A 13,067-nucleotide genomic window follows, 5' to 3' on the forward strand; every position below is an offset into this window, starting at 1 on the left:
TTAACTCCTGATCGCCCAAAACTGCATCTCCAACCCGGGAAATTCGCCCGCCACGTGGAAGGCAAAACCGCTTGCACCATCCAGCATTCCCCAGGCTTCGCTTTGTCGGCTGAGTTGGAAATAGGTATAGCCCGCGTGATAAGGCAACTCACGAGGGGCCACCGGTAACGGCTCCAAGGGCACACCCGGTAATTGCAGACTAATAAGGTCGCGAATACGCTCGACGCTGGCCACTTTGGTTTGCTGTAGAAACTGCTTACGCAGGCGCTCGCTAGGCATATCGGCGCGCACTGCCAAAATGAACTCGGCTGTTTCGAACAGGCTGGTATCCGAAAGCGGCGCCACCAGTAGGCCGAATTTCCGTGTCTGTATCTGAATGGCGATCGCGCGGGGTTCAAGCACGGTGGAGAGCGCTTGGCGCATCATCTGCATCAAGGGCCGGAATCCGCGCTCGGGATGCTCATGGTCATAAGCAGGGCACTCAGGCGGCAAACGCGACTCATCGGTAAACGTCACCAACTCACAAGCTATTTCGTGCATGGTGTCGTAAAGCCGTTCTGGGTGAACTTGCCCTAAACGCGCCAGATGCTGAAAACGCGGCTGAGCACGGTTCAGTAGCTGCAGCAGCATGAAATCCGTTACGTCGGCCACCCCTGCCTGATTGGGCGTCGACAGCCGCTGAGCAATATTACGCGCCCGTTCTCGCATCAAACCCGCCATCTCACCCACAAACCGCTGCAGGCTTGGCGCTGCTTGCACGTTCATTAAGGTGGGGATAAATTGCTCATCCAGTACCAAGCTGCCGTCGGGGCGACGCTCTAGAATGCGCGTAACGGCCAAGCAGGCATAACCACTGCGGTCTTCTTGCTCTAACAACAAGCGCGGTGAAACGCGCGCCACATCCAGGTCGGCCATATCACCGTCGCGGGAGTGCAGGTCGCGCACGCTGCGCGGCGAAAGGCGATAACGTGCGGGCAGTTCGTCATCGGGCCAGCGCACTTCCCCGACGCTATCCGTGGCTAGCGGCAAGCCTAAATAGACCACCTGGTTAGTAATGCCCGCATCAACAACTTCCAGTGCAGAAGGCTCTAAATCATCCTCAGGCAATTGGAAAGCAACGCCATCGGGCATGACGCACTCGCCACTCGCCCGGCTAATCGCAATCCGGCCAAAGCTTAAAAACTCGTTGTTCAACTCCAGGGTCAAAAATCCGTACAGATAGTGACTAACCCCTTTAAGCCGCGTATCAATCAACCCTTCAAGGCTGCGCTGCTGTTGAAAGTGCTGCGGCTTGATAAATAGCCCTTCACTCCATACCACGCGATTGCGACTGGCCATCACTCTTCCTTCCTTAGTTCTACTTCACTGTTGCGCAGATGAACCAGCAAGTGATAATTCTCTGAACTGGCCTTCACTTTGACGACTTTCTTCCACTCCGCCTCGTTTGGCTCAGCGTAGAACGCAATCAAACCGATATAGCGCGTGTCCTCTTCAATGGCGAAGGGTTCGTAGAATTTCCACTGGCCAGGTAGCAAGGTGAAGTCGTCATGGGTCAGATAGTTCGTGCCCAATGCCGCCTCCATATCCTCACTTAACTGATCCATGTCAGCCGCCATTAGCATGGAGTCATCTTTAAGCTGCAAAATTTGAAAGCGCAGCGGCGTCCCCTCGCCATCGATGTTTGGGTTCACATCGGGCTCTGCGACCATGCTTAAATCGACCAGCGTGGGCTGATCTTCTGGATAGCCAACCGGTATCGAGGGGTCTAGCATGACTTCCCAGGCTTTACCGGCTGCTTCACGGGTCGAGGCACAGCCCGTGATTGACAGCAGCACTAAAAGCACCCCAACAAGCCCGAGGCTCTTGGCCTTGCTCATGCGCCCTCCCGCTGCTGGCGACGAACAGACTGGTCATACGCCTGCTCGAAAACCTCCCAGAACAGTTTTTGGAAACCTAGCTGGCGGCCTGAGTTAAGCTCGTGGTAGTAGTGGCGGTACATTTCCCAGGCCCAGCTGTTTTCATCTTCAATGCGGGTGCCTGCCCCCCGATAAGCATGGAAACGTTTGAGCAGCGCTTCAGGTGAAAAGGCATCCAAAATAGCGGTTAGGGCGTACTCAATGGCTTCCTCAACTGCCGCTTGGTGATGGCCTTGATGACGCAGGCACTCCCCCACTGCTTCGGGCGCCGAAAGGTGAACCGGGCTGCGCTGGGCCGAAAACATCGTCTCGACAGTGGCCTCGTACGCCTGGCCAAGGCGCAGGGGATTATCTTCGATAGGCTGTAAACGACGATCCCGGAGGGGGTATTTGCTATCGTTTTGGGTTTGCTGCAGAGCACGTAAGCCATTAATAGCAGCCCGTAACGTATGGCCCGCTTCTTCAAGAAACGCCTGCTGCTCTTCGCTATCACGGAAGGGAATGTCGATATCCAACCCCCTTAATAGCGGGTCGGCCCCCACATGGCCAAGGGAACGGCCACTAGGCTTTTGCCAGCGATCCTCTAACTGCTCGCCAACGGAACGTTCGAGGTCATCTATTGCCCGCTCATCCATGCTACTGCTCCTCTCTGTCTGGTTGCCTGCTGTATAGCCGTTTGGCGAATGACTACTTGGTGAATAACCGCTTGGTGAATAGCTGTCCGGTGAATGGCTGCCTAGCTTGCGTTTGATCGCGGGCATGCGAACAGCGCCTTCGCGCCGCTCTTGCTGGTCACGCCCCACACTTCCTTCAACGCGCCGCTCGGAGCCAAGCAACTCAGGCATCTCTTCAATGGATTCGGAAAGCTGAGCATTGGCAGCACGAGGGTCGAGAGCGGCCATTGGGTCTTCGTGCCCCTCTCCACGCGCTACCCCGCCAAGAGCCTCCATGGGATCTTCTTTTTTTGCGGCTTCCGCACGTAGCGGCTGGTCTTCTTGAACCAACGGGCGGCCATACGCATCTACCGCCTCCTGCTCTTCATTGACTAACGAGGCCAGAGGTTGAGCACCGGGTTGAGTACTCTGCCGATCACCCAAATGCACTTTAAGACGGTACTCGCCGACGAGTACTTCATCGCCCTCGCTCAAAGCGACCTTACGGTTTCGCCCAATCGGTAGGGTGGCGCGATTGATAAAGGTGTGCCCGCTGCTATCAATCAGGCAGAACTTGCCGTCAATTTTGCTCACTTGGGCATGCTGCGGGCGAATTCGGCCGGCGTGATCGTGCAATAACCAGTCATCATCGGTTGAGCAGCCTAGGGTGCCGCCGACTTCATGAAAGACATGACTACTTGTCGAACGGCCTTCTAGACGCTCACTATTGGCAATGACCAGCGTTACAGCGGAAATTGGGTTGGCGTTCATTGTTTAACCTGTCATCTGAATACGCACTCGGCGGCGTTTTGAGGCGCTGCCGGACTCGGGATTAACAAAGGTGGTCCAGCCGAGCTGGCAGGTGCCAGCATCGCCTAACCGCATCGGCTTTACGGCGCTGGGTAACAGCTCTAGCTCTAGGTCGTAGGCCAACGGCTCGCGCAGCACAAACTCAACCAAGGTGCGCAATGGGGCATGCTCCCTACCATCGGGTAGGAAGTCGCGAAAACGCTCCAAAGTAAGACCAAATAAACCCAGCACAAATTTGCCGTTAACATCAGCAACGCGCTCACCGGCCACTACATCGCTGCCTAACGTCATTGCTGCCATACCGCTTCGGCTGCGTTGATCCATCGGAATCTGAACCCAGCGATGTACCCACTCTTCAATCTGCACATCATCAAGGTCAAAGCAGTGCCCTACGATGCTGCAGACGACCTCGGGTGAACGCGAACGGCCTGCCAGCAAACCGGCATAAGCCAGCATCTTGCTCCAGTTAATAGGCGTCTCAACGCGCAGGTCACTGTCCGCCAACCCCACCAAAGCAAAAATGGCCGCCGAAAATCCATCGCTAGCACCATCCTGATAGCGGATGTAGTGGCGATATTTACGCCAACTGCGGTGCACTAACGCCAGTAAGCGATTATTGAAAAAATCCAGGAAATCGCCTGCAACACCGTCGTGGTGGGCTGCCTCATGTGCCAAGGTTTCAAGGTAATAGCTGGGCAGCGGCGACTGAGACCCCTGCAGACCCAAGAAGCTAACTTCCAGCTCATAATGGCCCTCAGGCTGAAAAGCCAGTGAGAGCACATCACTGCTGGGAAAGCCTAGTGACGCTGAAGCGCTATAGCGCACGCGCTCAAAAGCGGGCGCGCCTCGCTGAGCGCACTCTAGGTCATCGCCATGATGACGGTGCAGAAGCTCTACTAGCTGATAAAAATCGTAACGCCGCGCCTTTGCCATCAAAGGGGCAAGCGCTACATCAGAGGCTGTTGCCCCGACTGTAAGGTCCATTTGTAGCGCTCGTGATTTTGACGGTTAATAACATGCAGCTCATGAAACGAGTTGATGCTGGCGTACAAGGAGAAGAACCGCGCCAGCACACTGCCAAATAAATACAGACTCCCTTCGTCGCCAAAGGCATCTTGATCTAGCGTCATGACCGAACGCAGACCACGAATGGGCAGCCCTCTTTTCAGCCGATCAATGGGCTGGGTTTCAATGCTAACAATGCCTGCCAGCCGTTTTTGAGCCACTCGCTCGGCCTGCCTATCGACCAAGGCACGGAAATCGTAAGCACGCAGCACAGAACACAGCGCATCACGCTCCAGTAGCGATAAGTAGTTAAGCGATAGGTTAGAAATCAGTGTCCATAGCAAGCTGCCGTCCAGCGTGGGGCGCAACACTGGCGTGGGGCGGGTGATATTTTGAAACATGGCATAAGAGGGGCTCTCTTCCGTTGAGTAGCAAATATCGCCTACCGTCAAACGCTCAGGCAGCTCTCGGTTACTACACGTCAATCCGAGCGAGACGGTTTCGGACATGCCGATGTAGCTGCGCTCATCGCCACGCACAAAGGAGATGTCGTGATCAAATCCATCCCCGCGCAAGCTGTCGCGCACGCGAAGACGGTAGTAGGAGGCATCGTTGCCACGGTCTCTCTTGACTTGGTGTTGAAAGCTTTCAAAAGGCACGTACTCACGCGGCGTACCGCGCCCTTTACCGGTCTCGTTCTCTAACCAGCCTTCCACCTTATCGACGCTAAAAATTTCATAGTGGCCGGGAGATCGACTATTGGGGTGAATGCGGTATTCACTGCGCTCCCCGCTGACATCAACAGGCTCTGCATCGTGTGAGAGAACAGGTTGATCGCCGGCGAGCAATACAGAGCGAAATGCTCGTCTCTCACCCGTGCGTCGGTCGGTAACGTACGCTCAAACTCTAGGCGCAAAATAATTTTGTCTGCGGGAATGGCCGGCAAGTGTTGGCTCAGGGCTGTTACATCAAAGAAATGGAAAGCCTCTGGAAAACACAAGTATTCCTGCAGTATCCGATACCCTTGATACACATTCCTCGGGTAGGGCAGTAGTGCATGATGGCGATCAAAACCAACCGGCTGCAGCAACTGCTTGGGCAGAGGCAGCCGTTTGCCATCAATTTCCAGCTCTACGCGCGCTAGGTAGTGGCTCATCCACAGGTAAAGCGTGCGCGCTGTATAAGCGTCTCCACCCAGGTGCAGACGCAATGTATCAATCCCCATCGCGCTGAGGGGCTGATCACTATGTACATCAAGCGCCAACTCAACAATGGAGGCATCGCGTGTATGGCGTGCCTCAACCCCCGCATGTTCGAGCGGATAGAGCGTCACGTCATGACAAGTGCGGAACATGCAGGTAGTGCCATCCACTGGCTTACTAGCTAATTCCGTACCCCGCTCCAGGAGCTGATGGGTACTCAGCGCATGCCACGTAGGGGTAAATTGCACCACGGTCATGCTAGGCACCGGGCGCAAGTAGTTCGGCCATAGCATGCTGATCAGCGAATGGGTAAGTTCGGGGAACTCATCCTCCACTTTTTCGCGCATACGGCCAGTTAGAAAGGCAAAGCCTTCTAATAGACGTTCAACATCAGGATCGGTACTGCGCTCTGACAAGAAGCGACTCAGGCCGGGGTTGCCCTCCGCAAATTCTCGCCCTTGGCGCTTCAGAAAATTGAGCTCGTCCCGGTAATAGCGATTTAGCATTCGGGCCTCGCAAGCCTATCAGTTAAGACACTGATAGCGCTTATTATTGAGCAATAAGTCGATCGTGGCGTGGGCGTTATCTCGCCCTAACGCTACGGTGGCATGTACTTGAAAATGCAGTTGTAAGGGATCGCCATTATTGGGTAATGACTCAACTTCAACGTGCTGAACCCGCGGCTCAAAGCGTTCGATGCATTGCCGAATGGCGCGCTGGATATTCAGCTCTAAATCCAGCACGCCGATCGTTGCATCATTGAAGTCCAGCAACCCCAACTCAGGCTCACAGGCGCTATTGCCCGGATGACTGTTGAGCAACTCCACTAAGTGTCGTTTGATCGACTCAACAGTTTCCGCCAGCCTCTCATCCTCCCCATGCGCTAACGGCTGTTCAGGCATCGCAAGACGCTCAAACAGACGGCTACCTAGCAGGCTGCCATGGTTAATAGCCATGATGGAGAGGTTCCCTTATTCCTTGTCGAGACGCCCGACTAACGACAGCTCAAAGTTGGCACCCATGTACTTAAAGTGCGGGCGCACCGACATAGACACCTGGTACCAACCCGGATCGCCTTCGACATCCGACACCTGAATAGAGGCGGCACGCAGCGGGCGGCGGCTGCGTACATCGGAGGGCGGGTTCTCTTGGTCGGCCACGTATTGGCGGATCCAGGTATTCAGCTCACGCTCAAGGTCTTGACGCTCTTTCCATGAACCGATCTGTTCACGCTGGAGCACTTTAATGTAGTGAGCCAGGCGGTTGATGATGAACATATACGGCAGTTGAGTACCCAGCTTGTAGTTGGTCTCAGCGTCTTTGCCTTCGGGCGTGTTCGGAAATACCTTGGGCTTTTGTACGGAGTTAGCCGAGAAGAAAGCAGCGTTATCGCTGCCCTTACGCATCGTTAACGAAATAAAGCCTTCTTCGGCCATCTCGAACTCGCGGCGATCCGTTACCAGCACCTCTGTGGGGATTTTAGCCTGCAACTGGCCTAGCGCTTCGTAGGTATGGACAGGCAGGTTTTCAACCGCACCGCCGCTTTGAGGGCCAATAATGTTCGGGCACCAGCGGTATTTTGCAAAGCTGTCAGTCAAGCGCTCGGCCAGCAGGTACGCCGTATTACCCCAAAGATAATGGTCGTGATCTTCGCTGACGGTTTCACGATAGTTAAATGTCTTGATGGGGTTTTCGACCGGGTCGTAGGGCATCCGCAGCAAGAAACGAGGCGCCGTCAGACCTAAATAGCGCGCGTCTTCTGACTCGCGCAGACTACGCCAGCGCGCGTACTTGGGCCCTTCAAAGATGGCTTTAAAATCTTTGATATTGGGCAGCTCTTCAAAGCTATCGATGCCGAAGAAGGAAGGCGCCACCGCTGACAGGAACGGCGCATGGGCCATCGCCCCTACAGCAGCCGTGTGCTGCAGTAGTTTCATATCAGGGGTCGAGGGGGTGAAATCATAATGCCCGATAATCCCTGCTACCGGCTCACCGCCAAACTGACCATACCCGCCAGCATAAACGTGTTGGTAGAGCCCGCTTTGGGTAATTTCCGGGGCAAACTCAAAGTCATCCAGCAGTTCTTCTTTGGTGGCGTGAAGCACATCAAGCTTAATGTTTTCGCGGAAATCGGTGCGGTCGACCAACAGCTTCAAGCCACGCCACGCAGACTCCAGCTGCTGAAAGCTATTGTCGTGAAGAATCTCATCAACTTGCCGACTAATTTTCCGGTCAAGTTCAACGATCATGCTATCTACAACGGCTTTATTAACCTGCGGGGCAGCGTTCTCGCCGCTTAACAGTTCGGAAATAAAAGCGGCAACGCCTTGCTTGGCAACGTCGTAGCCCTCATCCGCTGGCGCCATACGCGTCTGCGCCATCACTTGGTCAAGTAAAGAAACCTCTTCCAGGGCTTCCACCGTTTGGCTTTTCTTTTGCGCCGTATCACTCATAGAGATGCCTCGAATACAATCCGGTTACGGACTAGCACGAAAATAAGAATGCTTAATCGTTACGATTAGGGTCAGAATCAAGCAGCTCTAGCTCCGCCAACAGCTGCTGACGCGTTTCGTCACTTTCGAGTAGCTTCTGCAAACGATCACGAAAAGCAGGTACGTTGCCCAGCGGCCCCTTCAATGCCACCAACGCCTCCCTTAATTCGACTAGCTTACGCAGCTCCGGCACCTGCCGAGCGATACTGTCGGGCGCAAAATCATGGAGTGATTTAAATTCCAAATTGACGGCCAAATCGCTTGCTTCACCCTCTTCTTGCAACCGATTGGGAACCGCAGCCTGCAAGCCAAGGTTCGCTTCGCGCATAACAGACTGGAAGTTATTCTTATCAACAGAAACAGCTTCACGCTCCTCAATGGAGGTATCTTCCTCGCCTCCCTTGAAGTCACCGACCACCAATAATTTCAACGGCAGTTCAGTCTCGGCCTGCTGATCACCTGTAGCGGGTACATACTTGATATTGATGCGCTCTTTCGGCGCGACCGTTCCTTGCTTAGCCATGGTTTTCGCCCGTAAAAATTAGAACATTTTCGATTCAAAGAAGAATGCTTATTAATTGCGGGAAAGTACCGGATTTACACCGAAAGTACCAAATGGCTCTAAGCAGGTATTGCGACAATCTGAGAGAAGAAGGCTTTCAAGAAGACGTGTTTTAGGACCTTTTTCGCGAATTTTAGCAGCACAATAAAAGAAGCTAATTAAAAATAATTCTTAAAAACCGCATTTGTAAGAGATCTCTTACAAAAACTGTCAGTGATTTCTTACAAAACGGAGAGCAAAATTCATACAAGAGAGGTGCTTAAATGGGCAGCGCCGTCATTTTTAGCGGCAAAAATATTGCTCCCATGGCCCTATTTCTGCTTAAAATTCCAAGAAAGGCTTAGTCATAAAGCAAGGTAACGGTAGATGCAACCCAGCGTTACTAAGCACTTGTAGATGTAACGAGCAAGCAAGCAAGTTCTTGCCCTGCCAGGCAATATCTTGCCCAGCACAGGCAACTTTTGCCCCACAGAAAGGAGCGCCCTACACAGAAAGAACATAACACATTGATATATAACAAATTTAAAAACTTGGCCCTGAAGTTGCTCTATTGTCTTCGTCCACGTGACATTTCTTTAATTTTTCAGTCAAGGAGCAGACCATGCCAACACCATGTTATATCAGCATCGAAGGCCAAACTCAGGGCAACATCACAGCAGGCGCTTTTACCCTGACTCCGTAGGTAACATCTACGTTGAGGGCCATGAAGACCAAATGCTGGTACAAGAATTTAAGCATGTCGTTACCGTACCCACTGATCCGCAGTCTGGTCAGCCATCCGGCCAGCGTGCACACAAGCCCTTTATCTTTACCGTTGCCCTGAACAAATCAGTACCGCTGATGTACAACGCACTAGCGTCTGGTGAAATGCTGCCCAACGTTGAGCTGAAGTGGTACCGCACCTCTGTTGAAGGTAAGCAGGAGCACTTCTTCACTACCACGCTGACCGATGCCACTATCGTTGACATCAACCTGCGTATGCCACACGCCCAAGACATCACCAAGTCTGAATTCACCCAGTTGATGGACGTGTCACTGGCTTACCGTAAAATTGATTGGGAACACACTGTTGCTGGCACCTCTGGTTCCGACGACTGGCGCGCCCCGATCGAAGGTTAAGCTGTTGCTAATAGCCTAGCCCTGGCCTGAAAAACAAGGCCTGAAACAAGCGAAGCCCCTTCCACTTGGAAGGGGCTTCGTCGTTTCTGCTCTATTGCTGCAGGTGTTTCGCTATTGGTATTGCGTCAAGGCTCTGGGATTAAACAAACCGCCCCAAACCTACCGTTGAACGGAGACGATCCATCGTTACAACAGCTTCTTCCCGCGCCCGTTCGGCGCCTTTTTGCAACACAGTCTCAATGTGGGCCGGGTCTTCCATCAGCGCATTATAGCGTTCACGCGGCGCGCTCAAGTGTGCATTCAAGTACTCAAACACTTGATCCTTAGCCGCGCCCCAGCCAATACCGTTCACGTACTGCTCACGTAGACTAGCGGTCTCTTCAGGTGTCGCAAAAGCGGAGTAGATTTGAAACAGCGTGCAGGTGTCTGGATCTTTCGGCTCACCGGGCTCCAGCGAGTTGGTCTTAATCTTACGTACCAGCTTCTGCAGTTTTTTCTCAGCGGAAAAGAGCGGGATCGTATTATCGTAGCTTTTGGACATCTTGCGCCCATCCAAGCCATTCAACAGCTGTACTTTGTCGTCTACCACGGCCTCAGGGAGGGTAAAGTGCTGCCCTTTATAAAGATGGTTAAAGCGCCCGGCGATATCGCGCGCCATTTCAATATGCTGAATCTGATCGCGCCCTACCGGCACCTTGTTGGCGTTAAACATTAAAATATCCGCCGCCATCAGCACGGGGTAACCAAAAAGGCCCATCGTAATGCCTTTATCAGGGTCTTGGTTTTCTGCCTCTTCGTTTTCAGCCACCGCTGCTTTGTAAGCATGGGCGCGATTCATCAAACCTTTGGCACATACGCAGGAGAGCATCCACATCAGCTCGGGAATTTCGCCAATATCAGACTGGCGATAGAAAATGGCGTTATCGGTATCCAGCCCTAGCGCAAGCCAAGTCGCGGCAATCTCCAGGCGAGACTGCTGCACCCGCTTGGGGTCTTGGCACTTGATTAGGGAGTGATAGTCGGCCAGAAAATAGAACGACTGCACGGTTGGATCCTGGCTTGCCTCAATGGCGGGCTTGATAGCGCCCACATAATTGCCCAAATGGGGCGTGCCGGTGGTGTTGATACCGGTGAGGACGCGGGTTTTTGCGGTCTGGCTCATGGTTTTTAGGCTCATCATTGAACGTACATTGTCGTATGATACTTGTATGAACCTGGGGATGCGACAGGCAGAATTTGGTTTTACAATATCCGCAGAGAGTGATGAGGATTTACAAGAGCATTATGCCGTTATCATTCTGAAAGCAGTGCTCAATCGATGAAAAGAAAATAGGGGTCACTAAAGGCAAGTGGCTCTTCCTGATCATCATCTACAGCTCCAAACGCGACGAAGCACTTTTCTCCATCAACAAGCAAAGGAAAATAAAAACACAGGAAGGCCTCCCCCTCACACTGATCTACGACCTGCCCAAGCCCTTTGATACTCTCCCAATTCATCTTTTCAATATAATTTTGGTCATAAGACTCACTACCCCAGTTTATTGTTTCGAGATTCTCCTCAACCGCTTTTGCGTAAGCCGACTCTGCATTCATATTGGCTTGCGCCACTATCCGGTAGTTACCTGCCAAATGCTCATTTATGATTGCTGACTGCATGCCGGCAGTCCCCAATAGCAGAGCCCCGGCTAGCAGCGCCATGACGATGACCAATGCAGCGCCTTTCTGACGATTTTGCAGAGTCATCAGTCGTCACCAAAATCGATATTTGCCGACAAATCCTCTAATGCTTGACGCATAGAGAACTCATAACCATATACTGACAGTAACTCCCAAACACTCAGGTCAGCATTAATACTATTGACATTATTGAATACAACAGAGCCATTGGAGATAACACTACCAACAAACTCAACGCCAGACATGCTTAAATTGACACTACCCGCTCCCCAGATAAGTCCTCGAAACAGTGCATTGGTATTATTGCCATTAAAATTAATTTCGCCACCAGCGACAATGGCGACATCAGTGACTGAGGAGTTATCATTCTGCTGTATTGAAATGTCTTGCTCTACTACGACCACCTTTCCACTAAGTTCAGTCACGTTTAACTTATTTATATTTCCATCGCAATAAAAGACCTTGCCGATGAAAACATGATTTCGTTTTCGGTACAGGTAGCAATCACGCCGTCCAGATTTTTAATGTTATTGATATAGCCTGTGTAGTAATCATGCGAGTCGCTTGATTGCGGAGAAGGGATAATCGATGGATCTAAATTTGAGTTAACCGTTGATTCACTTACCAGGATATTTTCCGCCCCGCTCACGGCACCTCCCGCAATCACTGCATCGCCCTTCCCCTTCTGGCTGGTAGGAGTATCAAAGAAGCTGGTATATATGCCCTGTCGCTCCATGACATGAAATACAATCGCCTCACCATTGTTCTCTAAGGGCAGTTCCACCCGGTAAAGCGGCGCATCACCCGGCACAAGTTCGCCTAACACGTGCTCGTCCTCATTACACTGGCTTGGCGAATCATGATTCGGTACATCTTTCAGAAAACTTACCAGCGGCTGCCCATTCTCTTCCTGATCCGCCACCGTACAGCTACAGGCATCCTGACTCTGTTCACACCGTAACGTATAGCGACCCGGCCCGCTTTGACGAATTTCACTGGTAAGCCTCTGGGCAATAAAAATCAGGTTCTCTTGCTTACGGCTTACCTTGTCAACATTTTGAAAGGTCTGAAAGGTCGTTAGAAACAGTTGGCCAGCCCCAAGGATAATGACCGTGCCGATCGCCAACGCCACCATCAACTCCACCAGTGTAAAGCCCTGTTGACGCTGCCTCATGGTGAGCTCTCGACCTTGGGAAGAAGAAAGAAGTAGCTAAATTGATCGTCATTGTTCTCGCCCAAGGCCACAGTCACGTCAATGCGACAATCACTTCCACTGTCACCTTTTGCAATCCGGCTTTGGGAAGAAGAGGCTCGCCGTAGTGGTGTCGCACCACTATTTTGAAACCAATGCTCCTTCCATGCACTCTGCACGCCGGAGATGTCGACATCCTCACAGGTCTGGCCTGTTTCGAGCGTGGCTAGCTGAGCCCAAAGCCGCTCCTGAGCATCCACAGCCGCAACACTTGCCACCGAACGCTGGTAGCCTGCATTGGCACTTTGCAGTGCTTTAAGCTGCATGGCGGCAACGCCGATCAGGCCAATCGAGAGAACCACCAGTGCGATTAGCGCTTCTAATAAGCTAAAGCCGCGCTGAGAGTTCATGATTCACTCTCCTTCCTGCGAATGCTGCC

The 13,067-nt window shown here is 52.5% G+C and carries 12 protein-coding genes and 2 pseudogenes; 1 reads left to right on the top strand and 13 read right to left on the bottom strand.

The window, feature by feature from the left end; genetic code table 11:
* From tssK to tssB, 8 genes and pseudogenes are all read right to left on the bottom strand, one after another.
* The gene (gene tssK / locus FDY98_RS17655) at positions 1 to 1,338 is read right to left on the bottom strand and encodes a type VI secretion system baseplate subunit TssK (protein WP_155706025.1); all 1,338 of its coding nucleotides are present in this window, start codon (positions 1,336 to 1,338) and stop codon (positions 1 to 3) included.
* Positions 1,338 to 1,877, bottom strand: coding sequence for a type VI secretion system lipoprotein TssJ (gene tssJ, locus FDY98_RS17660; protein WP_009287538.1), 540 nt, complete (start codon positions 1,875 to 1,877; stop codon positions 1,338 to 1,340). Before tssJ ends, tssK begins: the two co-directional genes overlap by 1 nt.
* Positions 1,874 to 3,340: a type VI secretion system-associated FHA domain protein TagH gene (gene tagH / locus FDY98_RS17665; RefSeq protein WP_155706026.1), complete on the bottom strand. Its 1,467-nt coding sequence runs from the start codon at positions 3,338 to 3,340 to the stop codon at positions 1,874 to 1,876. The genes tssJ and tagH overlap by 4 nt, the downstream gene beginning before the upstream one ends.
* A gap of 3 nt (positions 3,341 to 3,343) precedes the next feature.
* Positions 3,344 to 4,363, bottom strand: a complete 1,020-nt coding sequence (gene tssG / locus FDY98_RS17670; RefSeq protein WP_027956916.1) for a type VI secretion system baseplate subunit TssG — start codon at positions 4,361 to 4,363, stop codon at positions 3,344 to 3,346.
* A pseudogene (gene tssF / locus FDY98_RS17675) lies at positions 4,327 to 6,092 on the bottom strand (type VI secretion system baseplate subunit TssF). Before tssF ends, tssG begins: the two are co-directional and overlap by 37 nt.
* An 18-nt stretch (positions 6,093 to 6,110) precedes the next feature.
* Positions 6,111 to 6,542: a type VI secretion system baseplate subunit TssE gene (tssE, locus tag FDY98_RS17680; protein WP_022521991.1), complete on the bottom strand. Its 432-nt coding sequence runs from the start codon at positions 6,540 to 6,542 to the stop codon at positions 6,111 to 6,113.
* 15 nt (positions 6,543 to 6,557) lie between these two features.
* Positions 6,558 to 8,039: a type VI secretion system contractile sheath large subunit gene (gene tssC, locus FDY98_RS17685; protein WP_027956917.1), complete on the bottom strand. Its 1,482-nt coding sequence runs from the start codon at positions 8,037 to 8,039 to the stop codon at positions 6,558 to 6,560.
* A gap of 52 nt (positions 8,040 to 8,091) precedes the next feature.
* Complete coding sequence (gene tssB, locus FDY98_RS17690) at positions 8,092 to 8,601, bottom strand: type VI secretion system contractile sheath small subunit (protein ID WP_009287535.1); 510 nt, start codon at positions 8,599 to 8,601, stop codon at positions 8,092 to 8,094.
* A gap of 640 nt (positions 8,602 to 9,241) precedes the next feature.
* Here tssB and FDY98_RS17695 point away from each other — a divergent pair.
* Positions 9,242 to 9,759, top strand: a pseudogene (locus FDY98_RS17695) (Hcp family type VI secretion system effector).
* Between the two features lie 139 nt (positions 9,760 to 9,898).
* On the opposite strand, the gene FDY98_RS17700 reads toward FDY98_RS17695, so the two are convergent.
* The 5 genes from FDY98_RS17700 to pilV all read right to left on the bottom strand — a co-directional run bounded on the left by FDY98_RS17700 (position 9,899) and on the right by pilV (position 13,038).
* The gene (locus FDY98_RS17700; protein ID WP_155706029.1) at positions 9,899 to 10,921 is read right to left on the bottom strand and encodes a tryptophan--tRNA ligase; all 1,023 of its coding nucleotides are present in this window, start codon (positions 10,919 to 10,921) and stop codon (positions 9,899 to 9,901) included.
* 149 nt (positions 10,922 to 11,070) lie between these two features.
* Positions 11,071 to 11,502 carry a hypothetical protein gene (locus FDY98_RS17705; protein ID WP_155706030.1) on the bottom strand — a complete coding sequence of 144 codons (432 nt, stop codon included), beginning with the start codon at positions 11,500 to 11,502 and terminating at the stop codon, positions 11,071 to 11,073.
* Positions 11,502 to 11,861: a hypothetical protein gene (locus FDY98_RS17710; protein ID WP_155706032.1), complete on the bottom strand. Its 360-nt coding sequence runs from the start codon at positions 11,859 to 11,861 to the stop codon at positions 11,502 to 11,504. Before FDY98_RS17710 ends, FDY98_RS17705 begins: the two co-directional genes overlap by 1 nt.
* A gap of 11 nt (positions 11,862 to 11,872) precedes the next feature.
* Complete coding sequence (locus tag FDY98_RS17715; protein WP_155706034.1) at positions 11,873 to 12,610, bottom strand: PilW family protein; 738 nt, start codon at positions 12,608 to 12,610, stop codon at positions 11,873 to 11,875.
* On the bottom strand, positions 12,607 to 13,038 hold the full coding sequence (gene pilV / locus FDY98_RS17720; protein ID WP_155706035.1) for a type IV pilus modification protein PilV: 432 nt from the start codon (positions 13,036 to 13,038) through the stop codon (positions 12,607 to 12,609). Before pilV ends, FDY98_RS17715 begins: the two co-directional genes overlap by 4 nt.
* Positions 13,039 to 13,067: the final 29 nt, after the last annotated feature.

Source organism: Halomonas sp. PA16-9 (assembly GCF_009728585.1).
Classification (GTDB): Bacteria; Pseudomonadota; Gammaproteobacteria; order Pseudomonadales; family Halomonadaceae; genus Vreelandella; species Vreelandella titanicae.